15 protein-coding genes and 1 pseudogene are annotated in these 16,023 nt (G+C 73.5%); 11 read left to right on the top strand and 5 right to left on the bottom strand.

What is annotated here, in order from left to right:
- Positions 1-89 precede the first annotated feature (89 nt).
- Positions 90-1,103: a GlxA family transcriptional regulator gene (locus QK440_RS05840; protein ID WP_282791883.1), complete on the top strand. Its 1,014-nt coding sequence runs from the start codon at positions 90-92 to the stop codon at positions 1,101-1,103.
- An 8-nt stretch (positions 1,104-1,111) separates the two neighbouring features.
- Positions 1,112-1,756, top strand: a complete 645-nt coding sequence (locus QK440_RS05845; RefSeq protein WP_282791884.1) for a DJ-1/PfpI family protein — start codon at positions 1,112-1,114, stop codon at positions 1,754-1,756.
- Here QK440_RS05845 and QK440_RS05850 read toward each other — a convergent pair.
- A complete protein-coding gene (locus QK440_RS05850) occupies positions 1,734-2,519 on the bottom strand; it encodes an enoyl-CoA hydratase/isomerase family protein (protein ID WP_282791885.1) in 786 nt (261 codons plus the stop codon). The genes QK440_RS05845 and QK440_RS05850 overlap by 23 nt on opposite strands.
- A 74-nt stretch (positions 2,520-2,593) precedes the next feature.
- Here QK440_RS05850 and QK440_RS05855 point away from each other — a divergent pair, with 74 nt between their 5' ends.
- Positions 2,594-3,361: an HdeD family acid-resistance protein gene (locus QK440_RS05855; RefSeq protein WP_282791886.1), complete on the top strand. Its 768-nt coding sequence runs from the start codon at positions 2,594-2,596 to the stop codon at positions 3,359-3,361.
- 129 nt (positions 3,362-3,490) lie between these two features.
- On the top strand, positions 3,491-3,988 hold the full coding sequence (locus QK440_RS05860) for an ATP-binding protein (RefSeq protein ID WP_282791915.1): 498 nt from the start codon (positions 3,491-3,493) through the stop codon (positions 3,986-3,988).
- Positions 3,989-4,099: 111 nt separating this feature from the next.
- Here QK440_RS05860 and idi read toward each other — a convergent pair whose 3' ends face one another.
- The 4 genes and pseudogenes from idi to galE form a co-directional block, all read right to left on the bottom strand.
- A complete protein-coding gene (idi, locus tag QK440_RS05865) occupies positions 4,100-4,693 on the bottom strand; it encodes an isopentenyl-diphosphate Delta-isomerase (protein ID WP_282791887.1) in 594 nt (197 codons plus the stop codon).
- Positions 4,694-4,816: 123 nt separating this feature from the next.
- Positions 4,817-6,133: a bifunctional class I SAM-dependent methyltransferase/N-acetyltransferase gene (locus tag QK440_RS05870; RefSeq protein ID WP_282791888.1), complete on the bottom strand. Its 1,317-nt coding sequence runs from the start codon at positions 6,131-6,133 to the stop codon at positions 4,817-4,819.
- Between the two features lie 273 nt (positions 6,134-6,406).
- Complete coding sequence (locus QK440_RS05875) at positions 6,407-7,342, bottom strand: cation diffusion facilitator family transporter (protein WP_282791889.1); 936 nt, start codon at positions 7,340-7,342, stop codon at positions 6,407-6,409.
- A gap of 159 nt (positions 7,343-7,501) precedes the next feature.
- Positions 7,502-8,481, bottom strand: a pseudogene (gene galE, locus QK440_RS05880) (UDP-glucose 4-epimerase GalE).
- 277 nt (positions 8,482-8,758) lie between these two features.
- Between galE and QK440_RS05885 the strand changes: the two are divergent.
- The 7 genes from QK440_RS05885 to QK440_RS05915 all read left to right on the top strand — a co-directional run bounded on the left by QK440_RS05885 (position 8,759) and on the right by QK440_RS05915 (position 15,928).
- Positions 8,759-10,660, top strand: coding sequence for a DUF5941 domain-containing protein (locus QK440_RS05885; RefSeq protein WP_282791916.1), 1,902 nt, complete (start codon positions 8,759-8,761; stop codon positions 10,658-10,660).
- Positions 10,657-11,409 carry a phosphocholine cytidylyltransferase family protein gene (locus QK440_RS05890; protein ID WP_282791890.1) on the top strand — a complete coding sequence of 251 codons (753 nt, stop codon included), beginning with the start codon at positions 10,657-10,659 and terminating at the stop codon, positions 11,407-11,409. The genes QK440_RS05885 and QK440_RS05890 overlap by 4 nt, the downstream gene beginning before the upstream one ends.
- The gene (locus QK440_RS05895; RefSeq protein ID WP_282791891.1) at positions 11,397-12,461 is read left to right on the top strand and encodes an iron-containing alcohol dehydrogenase family protein; all 1,065 of its coding nucleotides are present in this window, start codon (positions 11,397-11,399) and stop codon (positions 12,459-12,461) included. The genes QK440_RS05890 and QK440_RS05895 overlap by 13 nt, the downstream gene beginning before the upstream one ends.
- A complete protein-coding gene (locus tag QK440_RS05900) occupies positions 12,439-13,218 on the top strand; it encodes a CDP-alcohol phosphatidyltransferase family protein (protein ID WP_282791892.1) in 780 nt (259 codons plus the stop codon). Before QK440_RS05895 ends, QK440_RS05900 begins: the two co-directional genes overlap by 23 nt.
- A 44-nt stretch (positions 13,219-13,262) precedes the next feature.
- Positions 13,263-14,108 carry a glycosyltransferase gene (locus QK440_RS05905; RefSeq protein ID WP_282791917.1) on the top strand — a complete coding sequence of 282 codons (846 nt, stop codon included), beginning with the start codon at positions 13,263-13,265 and terminating at the stop codon, positions 14,106-14,108.
- A 115-nt stretch (positions 14,109-14,223) separates the two neighbouring features.
- Complete coding sequence (locus QK440_RS05910) at positions 14,224-15,153, top strand: ABC transporter permease (RefSeq protein WP_282791893.1); 930 nt, start codon at positions 14,224-14,226, stop codon at positions 15,151-15,153.
- On the top strand, positions 15,146-15,928 hold the full coding sequence (locus QK440_RS05915) for an ABC transporter ATP-binding protein (RefSeq protein ID WP_282791894.1): 783 nt from the start codon (positions 15,146-15,148) through the stop codon (positions 15,926-15,928). The genes QK440_RS05910 and QK440_RS05915 overlap by 8 nt, the downstream gene beginning before the upstream one ends.
- Positions 15,929-16,023 lie beyond the last annotated feature (95 nt).

Below are 16,023 nucleotides of genomic sequence, written 5' to 3' on the forward strand. Positions count from 1 at the left end.
GCCCCGCACCGTCCGCCGGGGCTCCCGTGGCAGGAATGGTGGGGCACCCGTCATTGCGGCCACCCCGTCCCCGCCGAAGAATCGACGCCATGGCGCAGCGAACCGTCCTCGTCGTCCTCTTCGAAGGCGTCCAGAGTCTCGATGTCACCGGCCCCGCGGAAGTGTTCAGCGGGGCCGCCGACCCCAACGGCGACCCCGCGTACCGGGTGTCCACGGCCTCCCTGGACGGCGCCCCCGTGCGCACCTCCAGCGGCCTCACCCTGGTGCCGGACCACGCCCTGCGCGCGCTCGACGCGGCCCCCGCCCCGGACACCCTGCTCGTGCCCGGCGGGCTCGGCACCCGCCCGCGCTGCCCGGACCTGGTCGACTGGCTGCGCGTCCACGGGCCGCGCGCGCGGCGCCTGGTCTCCGTGTGCACCGGGGCGATCCTGCTCGCCCGGGCGGGCCTGCTCGACGGCCGCCGCGCCACGACCCACTGGGCCTACTGCGACAAGCTCGCCCGCGACCACCCGGCCGTCCGGGTCGAGCCGGACCCCATCTACGTACGCGACGGCAACGTGGCGACGTCGGCGGGCGTCACGGCGGGCATCGACCTCGCGCTCGCCCTGGTCGAGGAGGACCTCGGCCGCGCCATGGCCCTCACCATCGCCCGCCACCTGGTCGTGTTCCTGCGCAGGCCCGGCAACCAGGCGCAGTTCAGCGCCCAGTTGGCCGCGCAGACCGCGAGCCGCGAGCCGCTGCGCGAGGTCCAGCAGTGGATCACCGAGCACCCGGACGACGACCTGAGCGTCGAGAGGCTGGCCGCGCGCGCCCGGCTCTCGCCGCGCCACTTCGCCCGCGCCTTCCAGGCCGAGACCGGCATGACGCCCGGCAAGTACGTCGACCGCGTACGCGTCGAGCACGCGCGCCGCCTCCTGGAGGACACCTCGCGCGGGGTCGAGGAGGTCTCCCGCGCCTGCGGCTACGGCACCCCCGAGGCCATGCGCCGCGCCTTCCTCAAGGCGCTGGGCACCGCCCCCGCGGAGTACCGCCGCCGCTTCCACGCCCCGCCCTCCACGCCCGCCCCGCCCGCTTCCCGCACGTCCCTCACCCCGCTCACCTAGGAGTCCGTATGCAGATCGCCATCGCCCTGTACGAGCGCTTCACCGCCCTGGACGCGGTCGGCCCCTACCAGACGCTCGGCGGCATACCGGACGCGGAGGTCGTCTTCGTGGCCGAGCGCACCGGACCCGTGCGCGACGACACCGGCCGCCTCGCCCTCGTCGCCGACAAGGCCTTCGACGAGGTGCCGCGGCCGGACGTCCTGGTGGTGCCGGGCGGCCCCGGCCAGAGCGACCAGATGGAGAACGAGGCGCTGCTCGGCTGGCTGCGCGCCGCCGACGCCACCAGCACCTGGACGACGTCCGTGTGCACCGGCTCCCTCGCCCTGGCCGCCGCCGGGCTCCTCGACGGCCGCACGGCCACCTCCCACTGGCTCGCCCTCGGCGAGCTGGAGAAGCTCGGCGTGCGCCCCTCGGAGGAGCGCGTCGTCTTCGACGGCAAGTACGTGACGGCCGCCGGCGTCTCCTCCGGCATCGACATGGGCCTCGCTCTCGTCGGCAGGATCGCGGGCGACGAACGCGCCCGGACCGTCCAGCTCATGGCCGAGTACGACCCCCGGCCGCCCTACGACGCGGGCTCGCCCCGCAAGGCGCCCGCCCACCTCGTGGCGATGCTCCGCGCCAGGAGCCGGTTCAGCGAGGCGCGGCCGGCGTAGCGGCGCCGTCCGGCACGGCGGGCAGGGTCCAGGTGAAGCGCGGCTGCCTGCGCTCCAGGAAGGCGGCGACGCCCTCGGCGGCGTCGCCGCTGCCGCGCGCCTGCTCCGCCCAGTGCCCGTCCCGGTCCGTGCGCCCGGCCGCGAACTCCTTGGCCGCCGCCTGCGTGAGCAGCGAGCGCGAGGCCAGGACCCGCGTGAACTCCGCGACGCGGCCGGCCAGCTCACCGGCCGGGAGCACCTCGTCCACCAGGCCCGTGCGCAGGGCCCGCCGCGCGTCGATCGGCTCGCCCGAGAACAGCAGGTACTTCGCCGTGGCCGGGCCCACCAGGGCGGCCAGGCGGCGCGTGGCCGACGCCGGGTAGACGATGCCCAGCTTCGCCGGGGTCACCGCGAACGAGGCGCCCTCGTCCGCGAACCGCAGGTCGCAGGCCGCCGCGAGCTGGGCGCCGCCGCCCACGCAGTGGCCGCGCACCGCCGCGAGCGTCGGCTTGGGGAACGCCGCCAGGGCCTCCTCGGCGAGCACCGCCAACTCCTGCGCCCGGCCGGGCCCGGCGCGCAGCGAGGAGATGTCGGCCCCCGCGCAGAAGGTGTCCCCGGCGCCGGTCAGGACGAGGGCGCGCACCGCGGGGTCCGCGGCGAGGGCGTCCAGCAGCGGGGGCAGGGCGCGCCACATGTCCGCCGTCATGGCGTTGCGCTTCGCCGGATGGTCGATGACGACGGTGGCGACGCCGTCCGCGACGGCCTGCCCGATCTGCGGCTCCATGCGCCGGATGCTATCCGGCCGCTTCGATCGTACGATCGACGAGGGGCGGCTGCGCACGGCGGACGGAGGCGCTCATGTTCGGACGTGACAAGGCCCGGGGCACGACCCGGGTCCCGGCCGGTGCCCAGGGGCCCGACGGCGCGGACCCCAAGGCCCTGAGCCGCGGCTTCGGCCTGCTGGCGCTGCTCGGCGCCGTCCTCGCCCTCGGCGGCCTGGTCGGCCTGGTCTACGCGGGGGTCGCCACCCTCACCTCGATGCTGCTCTTCGGCTGGCTGCTGCTGGTCGGCGGCGTCGTGGCGCTGCTGCACGCGGTGCAGTCGCGCGGCACCAGCTTCTTCTGGCTCGGCGTGGTCGTCGCCGCGCTGAACCTCGCGGCGGGCGTCGTCGTCATCCGCAGGCCCGACGCGGCGGCGGAGACCCTGACGATGTTCGCGGCGCTGCTGTTCCTCACCGGTGGCGTCTTCCGGCTCGTGGGCAGCGTGGTGGTGCGCGGCCCGCAGATGGCGGTGACCCTGCTGCAGGGCGCCTTCGGCGTCCTCCTCGGCGTGCTGGTGCTCGCCGAGTGGCCGAGCAGCAGCCAGTACGTCATCGGCACCTTCTTCTCCCTGGCCCTGCTCTTCGACGGCCTCGGGCTGCTCGCCACCGGCATCGGGGCCCGGCGCATCATCAGCCTCGTGTCCGACGGCAGGTCCGACGGCGGCTCCGACGGCGGGTCCGGCCGCCCGGGCGACGCCGTTTTGAACACGGAGCGTGACGACCGCCTCGGAGGGGGCAGGGAAGCCGTACAACCTGAAGAAACGGTGAAGCAGACACAAGCGGACCAGGATCAGTCACGCGGCTGACGTGGGCAGACGTCGACGATCAAATTCCGTCGATACTCGCTGACTTCTGGTCAGTAGTGCGGTACGGACCAGCGCGTTATCAACACTCTTAGTGTGGTGACAATCGAGCGCGAGGGCGGGGACCGGGCGATGGGGAACGACGGGAGAGGGCCGGGCCCACTCCCTCGGAGCAATGGGCGAGTGCCGTACGAAGGCGTGTGGCGGTTCACCGCACCCGCCGTCGACGCCTCGGTGCCGCAGGCACGGCGCGCGGTGCGCGACCTGCTCGCGCGCCAGGGCGTGCCGGCCTCGGACGAGGTGGTGCAGGGCCTGCTGCTCATCGTCTCCGAGCTGGTCACCAACGCGGTACGGCACGCGGCGCTGCTCTCCCCGACGCTCGCCGTGGAGGTCGCGGTCGGCGCCGAGTGGGTACGGGTGTCCGTCGAGGACAACCACCCCTACCGCCCGACCGCCCTGGTGGCCGATCACGGCCAGACCGGTGGCCGCGGACTGCTGCTGGTCCGTGAGATCACCCGCGAGGCGGGCGGCGCCTGCGACGTGGAGCACACGGCGAGCGGCGGCAAGGTCATCTGGGCGGCGCTGCCCCTGAAACCCGGCGGCGCCCGGGGGAGGCCGCACCACGGCTGAGGACGCGGCACCGCTGCGGGCGGGCGCCCCCGGCCGGGCGGGCACGCTCCTGGCAGGCGGTCAGGCGCTCCGGCGGACGTGCCCGGGGCCGCCCGCGGCGCACCCCGGGTGCTACCAGCCCGCGGCGGCGCCCGTCAGCTCCTTGATCGCGGGGCGTGCCGCGTCCAGGACCGTCATGAACCAGGCGGAGAACGGCTCCCTCGCGTGCCGCTCCGCCAGCTCCTCGGCCGTGACGAACGCCGTCCCGCCGACCTCCTCGGGGTCCGGCCGCAGCGCGGCCTGCACCATCCCGACGAACAGGTGGTTGTACTCCTGCTCGACCAGGCCCGAGTCCGGGTCCGGGTGGTTGTAGCGCACCGTGCCCGCCGCGGCGAGCAGCGACGGCGAGACGCCGAGCTCCTCGAAGGTGCGCCGGGCCGCGGCCGCGAAGGGCGCCTCGCCGGGGTAGGGGTGGCCGCAGCAGGTGTTGGACCAGACACCGGGGGAGTGGTACTTGCCGAGCGCCCGCTGCTGGAGCAGCAGCCTGCCCTGCTCGTCGAAGAGGAAGACGGAGAACGCCCGGTGCAACTGCCCGGGCGCCTGGTGGGCGGCGAGCTTCTCCGCCGTGCCGATCGTCCTGCCGTCCTCGTCGACGAGTTCGAGCAAGATTGTCTCTCCGGCGCCGTTCGACGAGCTGTGCGCCGCGGTGGCAGGTGTGATCGGCATACCCATCCTTAGCTTCGTTCTCGGACCTCAAGTCTGCCGTACGAAACCGGTGTATCCGGCACTTCGGGGACCCCGCATGTCCCGTCCGCGACGGTCGCGGACGGGACGCGCGGGGCCGCGGTATCAGACCCCGAAGGCGGGCGGATACGTGATCGTGCCGCGCGGCACGGCCCCCGCATCACCTGGTCCGGCGGGTCCGTCGAGGACCAGCGCCATCATCGCCTCGTCCGGCACCTCGAAACCTGGCTTGATCCCGTGGCGCGAGGCCGGGACGAACCCGAACCGCGGGTAGTACTCGGGGTGGCCGAGGACGAGGACCAGATGCTCGCCACGGGCGCGCGCGGCGCTCAGCACGGCGCGCACCACCGCCGAACCGGCGCCCGTGCGCTGGTACGCCGGCAGCACGGCCACGGGCGCCAGACACAGCGCGGGAGCCCCGCCGACGCGGCAGCGCGTGAGGAGCGCGTGCGCCACGACCTCGCCCTCGGGCGTCTCGGCGACGTACGACATGCCCTCCAGCCAGGCGTCCGCGTCGGCGCGCAGCGCGTCCACCAGGTCGGCCTCGGCCCGGGTGGGGAAGGCCGCGGCGTGCACGGCGTGCACCGCCGCGCGGTCGGTGCCCGACGCGGCCTCGGGCCGGGTGCGCCAGCCGTCGCCCGCGGGGCGCAGGACGTACCCGGTGTACCCGTACTCGGCCCCGTGGTCGCGGCGCATCGCGAGCTCGGCCCGGGTGGCGGCGAGGGCCTCGGCCATGCCCGGCCGCCCCGGGTCGGCGGCGTCGGCGCGGGCCCGCAGCGGGGCGTAGTACTCCTCCCAGTCAGACTCCGGCTGCGGCACGACGCCGAGCACGGAGTAGCCGGCGGCGAGGGCCGCGCGCGTGTTCTCCTCGGTGGTGCGCAGCCGGTACTGCCCGTCCCAGAAGGCGCGGGCCTCCGGGGAGGGCCGGTCGGTCGTCCACTCGCACTCGGTGAGGACGAGTGTCCCGCCCGGCGCGAGCAGCCGCCGCCAGGTGCGCAGGGCGTTGTCGAAGCCGAGGCAGTACACGGAGCTCTCGGCCCACACGAGGTCGAAGGACCCGTCCGGGTGGGGGAGCGCGCCCATGTCGGCGGCCTCGGCGCGGACCGAGCCGTCGAGCCCGCGGGCGCGGGCGGCCGCGCGCAGCTCGTCGAGGAACGGCTCGTGCAGGTCGACGGCGGTCACCTCGGCGCCGGCCGCGCCCGCCTCCGCGGCGAGCAGCAGCGCCGACCGGCCGGGCCCGCAGCCCAGGTCGAGCACGCGCGGACGGTCGGGCAGCTCACCGGCGAGGGCGAGCAGGCGACGGGTGGTGGTGTCGGAGCCGGGGCCCTGCCGGGGCAGGCCGTGGTGCAGGGCGAAGAAGGCGTCGTGGATCTGCTGCTGAACCTGCTGCTGGAGCTGGTGCTGGTTCTCGTGCTGAGTCAACGGTGGAAACCCTTGAGTCGAGGGCCCGGCCGCCGCGAGGGGGCGCCCGCGTACGCGTCACACGTACGGGAAGGGCGTCCGCGAAGGGGTCAGCCGTGGGCCCGGGAAGTGGGGATGAGCGCGTCGCCGCGCGGGGCGGCGTGGACCGCGGCCGTCATCAACCCACCTCCTCCTTCCGTCCGCGGGGCTCGATGTCCCCGCCTGCTCAAGGTCATGGCCAATGTAGCACTGCCCGTGACAGCACCGCCCGCGCGTGCGGGGCGGCGGCACGGGTCAGTGGCAGAGCCGCGGCTCGTGCACCGCGTGGCCGCCCGGCTCCAGTTGGAACGTGCAGTGCGCGACGTCGAAGTGGTCGCCCAGGCAGCCCTGGAGGTCGTGCAGCAGCTTCTCGTGGCCGACGGCGCTCAGCGTCCCCCCGCTCACCACGACGTGCGCGGACAGCACCGGCATGCCCGAGGTGATGGTCCAGGCGTGCAGGTCGTGTACGTCCTCGACGCCGGGCAGGGCCAGCATGTGGGCGCGCACCTCGTCCATGTCGACGCCCTTGGGAGCCGCTTCGAGCAGCACGTCCAGGGTGTCGCGCAGCAGCTTCCAGGTGCGCGGCACGATCATGAGCCCGATCACGATCGAGGCGATCGGGTCGGCGGTCTGCCAGCCGGTGAGCAGGATGACGGCCGCCGACACCAGGACCGCCACCGAGCCGAGGGCGTCCGCCATGACCTCCAGGAACGCGCCGCGCACGTTGAGGCTGTCCTTCTGGCCGCTCATCAGCAGGAGCAGCGAGACGAGGTTCGCCGCCAGGCCGACGAGGCCGAAGACGGCGGTGAGGCCGCCCTCGGTCTCGGACGGCGTGACGAACCGCTGCACCGCCTCGTACAGGACGTAGCCGCCGACGCCGAACAGCAGCAGGCAGTTGGCGAGCGCGGCGAGGATCTCGGCGCGGGCGTACCCGAAGGTGCGGTGCGCGCTCGCCGGGCGGCCCGCCATGTGCACGGCGAACAGCGCCATGCCCAGGCCGAGCGCGTCGGTGGCCATGTGCGTCGCGTCCGCGATCAGCGCGAGCGAATCCGCGACCACGCCGCCGACGATCTCCACCACCATCACCGTGAGCGTGATCGCCAGGGCGATCCGCAGGCGCCCCCGGTACGCCGCGGTCGCCGTGCCCGTCGCGGGCGGCGCGTGGCCGTGGTCGTGGCTTCCCGTGCCCATGACGCGCTCCTCCGGTTCCGCGGACGCCGTACGCCGCCCCTGGCGGCGCTCCCAGTGAACTACGGGTGGGGGGTATCCGGCAACGCGACCCTGAACACCGTTGTCATCTGCACTGGCCTGCGGAAACGCGGTGCGCGCGGCCCCGGCGGACCGTGCCCGTCAGCCCTGCCGGGCCTCGGGGTGGCGCAGGCACCAGCCCGCCCACGCCGAGGCCACCATCTCCCGCACCCCGCGCGTGGCGGTGAAGCCCAGCTCCCGCTCGGCCCGGCGCACGTCCGCCACCGCGCGCGGGGCGTCACCCGGGCGGCGCGGCTCCACGACGGGCGCCCGCCCGTCCCCCGTCACCTCGGCGATGACCGCCAGGAGTTCGCGGACGGAAACACCCTTGCCCCGGCCGATGTTCACCGTCAGGTCCGTGCCGGGGGCGCCCTCCCTGCGGGCGGCGGCGAGGTGCGCCTCCGCCAGGTCGCTCACGTGCACGTAGTCGCGCACGCAGGTGCCGTCGGGCGTGGGGTGGTCGGCGCCGAAGACGCGCGGGGCCTCGCCGCGGGTCAGCCGGTCGAAGACCATCGGGATCACGTTGGACACCCCGGTGTCCGCCAGCTCGGGCCGCGCGGCACCCGCCACGTTGAAGTACCGCAGGCACGTCGTGGCGATCCCGTGCGCCCGCCCGGCGGCCCGGATCAGCCACTCACCGGCCAGCTTCGTCTCGCCGTAGGGGCTGACCGGCGCGCACGGCGCGTCCTCGGCGACCAGCTCGGCCGCGGGCGGATCGCCGTACACCGCCGCCGATGAGGAGAAGACGAACCGCCGGACCCCGGCCGCGACACCGCGTCCAGGAGCGTGACGAGGCCCCCGACGTTCTGCTCGTAGTAGCGCAGCGGCCGCTCCACGGACTCCCCGACCTGCTTGCGCGCCGCCAGGTGCACCACGCCCGCCACCCCGTATTCGGCGCACACCCGCCGCACCAGGTCCCCGTCGAGCGACGAGCCCCGTACGAGAGGGATGTCCGCGGGCAGCCGCTCGGGGATCCCCGACGACACGTCGTCCAGGGCGACGACCCGCTCCCCGGCGTCCGCCATGACGCGCGCCACGTGTGCCCCGATATATCCGGCTCCACCGGTGATCAGCCATGTCATGGACGTCCACCTTAGGCGGGCTTGGGCGGGTCGGTCCCCCGCGGTTTGTGGCCGCGGGCCGCCATCGACCATGATGATCGCGGCGATCGAAGGCCGCGCCGCCTGCGCGGCCCCCCGCAGATCGGGCTGATCGGGGCGTGAACGGGCGGTGAACGCCCGCTTCCATTCATCCGATAGCCTCAGCCGACATGCCGCCCGGCCGCACCCCGGCGAGGGCGCCCCCCTGTCACGCATGTGCCCGCGCGAGCCGCGCCGGGAATCAAGGAGTGAGTTCGTCCTGTCGACCGCCATCCTCACCGGCCAGCCGGTGCCCGGCTCGCCCCTCGAAGGCGATCTGCGGTCCCTGGGCTTCGACGTGCGGACCGCCGAGGACGCCGCCGCCGTGGAGGCGCTCGTCCGCGCCGTCCCCGCCGACCGGCGCGTCGCCGTCGTCGACACCCGCTTCGTCGGTCACGCGCACGCGCTGCGCCTCGCCCTGACCGACCCCCGCTTCCCGGCCGCCGCCGTGCCCGGCGCCGTCACGGCCAAGCCCGAGGCCCGCGCCGCGCTGACGCACGCGCTGCGCGCCGTGGCCGTCACGGGCGGCGGCCCGGCCGTCGCGACCGTGCCCGACGCCGTGCCGGACCGGCTCGCCCAGGCCCTGGAGGCCGACGGCGCCGCCGTGCACCGGCCCGAGCTCGGCACCCTGGTCGCGACCGTGCCCACCGACCCCGAGGCGCGCAACGCCGCACGGCAGGCCGTCGCCGCCGTCGACGAGGAGGCCGTACGGCTGCGCGGCGCGGTCAAGGCCCGCGACGGGTTCTTCACCACCCACTGCGTCAGCCCGTACTCCCGCTACCTCGCCCGCTGGTGCGCCCGCCGCGGCCTCACTCCGAACCAGGTCACCACCGCCTCGCTGCTCGTCGCCCTGGTGGCGGCCGGCTGCGCGGCCACCGGCACCCGCGGCGGCTTCGTCGCCGCCGGCCTCCTGCTGCTGTTCTCCTTCGTCCTGGACTGCACGGACGGCCAGCTCGCGCGCTACTCCCTGCAGTACTCGACGCTCGGCGCCTGGCTCGACGCGACCTTCGACCGGGCCAAGGAGTACGCCTACTACGCGGGCCTCGCGCTCGGCGCCGCCCGCGGCGGCGACGACGTATGGGCGCTGGCGCTCGGCGCGATGATCCTCCAGACCTGCCGCCACGTCGTGGACTTCGCCTTCAACGAGGCAACCTCCGACAGTACCGGCAGCACCGACAGTACCGGCAGCACCGGCAGCACCGGCAGCACCGGCGGTACCGGCAAGACCGGCAGCACCGGCGGTACCGGCAAGACCGGCAGCACCGCCAACACCAGCCCCACCGCGGCCCTCTCCGAGAAGCTCGACAGCGTCGGCTGGACGGTCTGGGCGCGCCGCATGATCGTGCTGCCCATCGGGGAGCGCTGGGCCCTGATCGCCGTTCTGACCGCGCTCACCACCCCGCGCGTCACGTTCGTCGTACTCCTGATCGGCTGCGCGTTCGCCGCCTGCTACACCACCGCGGGCCGCGTCCTGCGCTCGCTGACCCGCACGGCGCGGCGCACCGACCGGGCCGCCGCGGCGCTGGCCGACCTCGCCGACACCGGGCCCTTCGCGGGCGCGTTCGCCACGCTCAAGGGACTCCCCGGGCTCGCCCCGGTCCTCGCCCTCGCCGGCGGCGCGGCCGTCGTCGCCACCGCCGCCCGCGCCTCCTTCGGCAGCCCGTGGCCGGTCATCGCCGCCTTCGCCTACGTGATCACCTCGGGCCTCGCCGTCGCCCGCCCGCTCAAGGGCCCCCTCGACTGGCTGGTGCCCCCCTTCTTCCGCGCCGCCGAGTACGCCACCGTCCTGGTCCTCGCGGCCAAGGCGGAGGTGAACGGAGCCCTTCCTGCGGCTTTCGGGCTGGTGGCCGCGGTCGCCTACCATCACTACGACACCGTGTACCGCATTCGCGGTGTCGTGGCGCCGCCGCGCTGGCTGGTGCGGGTGATCGGCGGACACGAAGGCAGGACCCTCGCGGTCACCGTCGCCGCCGCCCTGCTGACAACCACAGATTTCACCGTCGCGCTCACGGCGCTCGCCGTGGCCGTGGCACTCGTGGTGCTCGTCGAGAGCATCCGCTTCTGGGTGACCGCCCACAACCGCGGCGCACCCGCCGTACACGATGAAGGAGAACCCGCATGATCGGCCTCGTCCTGGCCGCCGGCGCCGGCCGCCGTCTGCGCCCCTACACCGAAACGCTGCCGAAGGCGCTGGTGCCCGTGGTGGGCGAGGGAACCGAGAACGAGCTCTCCGTGCTCGACCTCACCCTGAAGAACTTCGCCGAGATCGGCCTGACCGAGGTCGCGATCATCGTCGGCTACCGCAAGGAGGCGGTCTACGCGCGCAAGGAGGCCCTGGAGGCGACGTACGGCCTCAAGCTCACCCTCATCGACAACGACAAGGCCGAGGAGTGGAACAACGCCTACTCCCTGTGGTGCGGCCGTGACGCCCTCAAGGACGGTGTGATCCTCGCCAACGGCGACACCGTGCACCCGGTCTCCGTCGAGAGGACGCTGCTCGCCGCCCGCGGCGACGGCAAGAAGATCATCCTGGCCCTCGACACGGTGAAGCAGCTCGCCGACGAGGAGATGAAGGTCGTCGTGGACGCCGAGAAGGGCGTCCAGAAGATCACCAAGCTGATGGACCCGGCCGAGGCCACCGGTGAGTACATCGGCGTCACCCTCATCGAGGGCGAGGCCGCCGAGGAGCTCGCCGACGCCCTGAAGGCCACCTTCGAGCGCGACCCCGACCTGTACTACGAGGACGGCTACCAGGAGCTCGTCAACCGCGGCTTCAAGGTCGACGTCGCGCCCATCGGCGACGTCACGTGGGTCGAGATCGACAACCACGACGACCTCGCCAAGGGACGTGAGATCGCGTGCCAGTACTGACGAGGCTCATCCCCTCGCCGGTCGTCGTCGACATCCGGCCGGGGGCGTTGAACGACCTGGCCGGTGTCCTCGCCGACCAGAGGATCTGCTCGTCCACCGGCAAGCTCGCCGTCGCGATCAGCGGCGGCTCCGGCGCGGTCCTGCGCGCCCGGCTCGCCCCGTCGCTGCCGGGCGCCGAGTGGTTCGAGGTGGGCGGCGGCACGCTCGACGACGCCATCAAGCTCGCCGACGCCATGAAGAAGGGCCGCTACGACGCGGTCGTCGGCCTCGGCGGCGGCAAGATCATCGACTGCGCCAAGTTCGCCGCGGCGCGGGTGGGCCTGCCGCTGGTCGCCGTCGCGACGAACCTGTCGCACGACGGCCTGTGCTCGCCCGTCGCGACCCTCGACAACGACGCGGGCCGCGGCTCCTACGGCGTGCCGAACCCGATCGCCGTCGTCATCGACCTCGACGTCATCCGCGAGGCCCCGGTCCGCTTCGTGCGCTCCGGCATCGGCGACGCCGTCTCCAACATCTCCGCCATCCGGGACTGGGAACTCGCCGCCCGCGAGCGCGGCGAGGACATCGACGGCCTCGCCGCCGCGATGGCCCGCCAGGCCGGGGAGGCGGTCCTGCGCCACCCCGGAGGCGTCGGCGACGACAACTTCCTCCAGGTGCTCGCCGAGGGCCTGGTCCTCACCGGCATCGCGATGTCCGTCTCGGGCGACTCCCGCCCGGCCTCGGGCGCCTGCCACGAGATCAACCACGCCTTCGACCTGCTCTTCCCCAAGCGCGCCGCCAGCCACGGCGAGCAGTGCGGCCTCGGCGCCGCCTTCGCCATGCACCTGCGCGGCGCCCACGAGGAGTCGGCCCACATGGCCGAGGTGCTGCGCCGCCACGGCCTGCCGGTGCTCCCGGAGGAGATCGGCTTCACCGTGGACGAGTTCGTCGAGGTCGTCGCGTACGCGCCGCAGACCCGGCCGGGCCGCTACACGATCCTCGAGCACCTCAATCTGAACACCGACCAGATCAAGGACGCATACGCCGACTATGCCAAGGCCATCGGTAGCTGAACTCCGGCCCGTCGTTCACCCCGCGGGGGTGAAGGACCGGCGCAGCGGTGAGCACTGGGCGGGACGCCTGTACATGCGGGAGATCTCGCTGCGCTGCGACCGGTACCTGGTGAACACCAGGATCACGCCCAATCAGCTCACCTACTTGATGACCGTCGCGGGCGTCCTCGCGGCCCCGGCCCTGCTGGTGCCCGGGATCCCCGGCGCCGTGCTCGGCGTCGTCGCCGTTCAGCTCTACCTGCTGCTCGACTGCGTCGACGGCGAGATCGCCCGCTGGCGCAAGCAGTACTCGATGTCCGGGGTGTACCTGGACCGCGTCGGCGCCTATCTGTGCGACGCCGCGGTCCTGGTCGGCTTCGGCCTGCGCGCCGCCGACCTGTGGGGCTCGGGCCGGATCGACTGGCTGTGGGCCTTCCTCGGCACCCTCGCCGCCCTCGGCGCCATCCTGATCAAGGCCGAGACGGACCTCGTCGGCGTCGCCCGGCACCAGCAGGGGCTGCCGCCGGTCCAGGAGTCGGCGTCCGTGCCGCGCGCGTCCGGGGTGGCGCTGGCCCGCAAGGCCGCCGCCGCGCTGAAGTTCCACCGCCTGATCCTCGGCATCGAGGCGTCCCTGCTGATCCTGGTCCTCGCGATCGTGGACGCGGCCCGGGGCGACCTCTTCTTCTCCCGCCTGGGCGTCGCCGTCCTGGCCGGCATCGCGCTCCTGCAGACCCTGCTGCACCTGGTGTCCATCCTCGCGTCGAGCAGGCTGAAGTGAGCACGCCGACATCCGCCCTCAAGGTCGGCGCGGTCGTCATCACCATGGGCAACCGGCCGCAGGAGCTGCGCGCCCTGCTCGACTCGGTCGCCAAGCAGGACGGCGACCCGGTCGAGGTGGTCGTCGTCGGCAACGGCGCCCCCGTGCCCGACGTCCCGCCGGGCGTGCGCACCATAGAACTGCCCGAGAACCTCGGCATCCCCGGCGGGCGCAACGTCGGCATCGAGGCCTTCGGGCCCGGCGGCACCGACGTCGACATCCTGCTGTTCCTCGACGACGACGGCCTCCTGGCGCGCACGGACACCGCCCAGCTCTGCCGCGAGGCCTTCGCCGCCGACCCCGAGCTGGGCATCATCAGCTTCCGCATCGCCGACCCCGACACGGGCGTCACCCAGCGCCGCCACGTGCCCCGGCTGCGCGCCTCCGACCCCCTGCGCTCCTCGCGCGTGACCACGTTCCTCGGCGGCGCCAACGCCGTGCGCACCCGGGTCCTGGAGCAGGTCGGCGGCCTGCCCGACGCGTTCTTCTACGCCCACGAGGAGACCGACCTCGCCTGGCGGGCCCTGGACGCGGGCTGGCTGATCGACTACCGCGCCGACATGGTGCTGCACCACCCGACCACGGCCCCCTCCCGGCACGCGGTCTACCACCGCATGGTCGCGCGCAACCGCGTCTGGCTCGCGCGCCGCAACCTGCCCGCCGTGCTGATCCCGGTGTACCTCGGCGTATGGCTGCTCCTGACCCTCGCCCGGCGCCCGTCGCGGCCCGCCCTGAAGGCCTGGTTCGGCGGCTTCAAGGAGGGCTGGACCACCGCGTGCGGCCCGCGCAGGCCCATGCGGTGGCGTACGGTGTGGCGGCTGACGCGACTGGGCCGACCTCCTGTCATCTGACAAGCTCTGGTCTGACAACATTCGGGCCGTATCCCGGTCCCCGGCCCGGCCTCAGCACGACTGGCCCACGCCTACGCCCGACCGGCCGCGCATCTGAAGACGAAAGTTTCCACTCGTGAGTGAGACAACGCAGGACGGTGGAGTCGCGGTGACCGCGCCACCGTCGCCCGACGACGGGCTTTCCCCGGCCGAGCTCGCGGCCAAGTACGGTCTGTCCGTCAGCGGTGCCCGCCCGGGCCTCGCGGAGTACGTCCGCCAGCTCTGGGGGCGGCGCCACTTCATCCTCGCCTTCTCGCAGGCGAAGCTGACCGCCCAGTACAGCCAGGCCAAGCTCGGCCAGCTCTGGCAGGTCGCGACCCCGCTGCTCAACGCGCTCGTCTACTTCCTCATCTTCGGCCTGATCCTCAAGGCCGACCGCGGCATGTCGCGCGAGGTGTACGTGCCGTTCCTGGTCACCGGCGTCTTCGTGTTCACCTTCACGCAGAACTCCGTGATGGCGGGCGTACGGGCGATCTCCGGCAACCTCGGCCTGGTGCGCGCGCTGCACTTCCCGCGCGCCTCGCTGCCCGTCTCGTTCTCGCTCCAGCAGCTCCAGCAGCTGCTGTTCTCGATGATCGTGCTGTTCGTGGTGGCGATGAGCTGCGGCAGCTACCCGCAGCTGTCCTGGCTGCTCATCGTGCCGGTCCTGACGCTGCAGTTCCTGTTCAACAGCGGGCTCGCGCTGGTCATGGCCCGGCTCGGCAGCAAGACGCCGGACCTGGCCCAGCTCATGCCGTTCGTGATGCGCACGTGGATGTACGCGTCCGGCGTGATGTTCTCCATCCCGGTGATGCTGAAGGACCACCCCGGGTGGATCGCCGACATCCTGCAGTGGAACCCCGCGGCCATCTACATGGACCTGATGCGCTTCGCCCTCATCGACGGCTACGGTTCCGAGAACCTGCCGCCGCACGTCTGGGCGGTCGCGCTCGCCTGGTCCGTGCTCGTCGCCGCGGGCGGCTTCGTCTACTTCTGGAAGGCTGAGGAGCGGTACGGCCGTGGCTGACGACAAGAGCACCGGGACCCGCGTCCCCACCGTGATCGCCGACGAGGTGCACATCGTCTACCGGGTCAACGGGGGCAGGACGGGCAAGGGCAGTGCGACGGCGGCGCTGAACCGCATCATCAGACGGAGCGAGTCGCCGGGCGTGCGCAAGGTGCACGCCGTGCGGGGGGTGAGCTTCACCGCCTACCGGGGCGAGGCCATCGGCCTGATCGGCTCCAACGGCTCCGGCAAGTCGACGCTGCTGCGGGCCATCGCGGGCCTGCTGCCCCCGGAGAGCGGCAAGGTCTACACCGACGGCCAGCCCTCCCTGCTGGGCGTGAACGCGGCGCTGATGAACGACCTGACCGGGGAGCGCAACGTCATCCTGGGCGGCCTGGCGATGGGCATGAGCCGCGAGCAGATCCGCGAGCGCTACCAGGAGATCGTGGACTTCTCGGGCATCAACGAGAAGGGCGACTTCATCACCCTGCCGATGCGCACGTACTCCTCCGGCATGGCCGCCCGCCTGCGGTTCTCCATCGCGGCGGCCAAGGACCACGACGTGCTCATGATCGACGAGGCGCTCGCCACCGGAGACCGCAAGTTCCAGAAGCGCTCCGAGGCCCGCATCCGCGAGCTGCGCAAGGAGGCCGGCACCGTCTTCCTGGTCAGCCACAACAACAAGTCGATCCGCGACACCTGCGACCGCGTGCTGTGGCTGGAGCGCGGCGAGCTGCGCATGGACGGCCCGACCGACGAGGTCATCAAGGAGTACGAGAAATTCACCGGTAAGTAGCCGGATGGCCGCCGTCCGGTCGCGGCCGAACGGAGCAGGGCCCCGCCGGGACGAGCCGGCGGGGCCCTGGTGTGTTCCCGGACACCCGCTGTCCC

Source organism: Streptomyces sp. CC224B, from assembly GCF_030010595.1.
Classification (GTDB): domain Bacteria; phylum Actinomycetota; class Actinomycetes; order Streptomycetales; family Streptomycetaceae; genus Streptomyces; species Streptomyces longispororuber.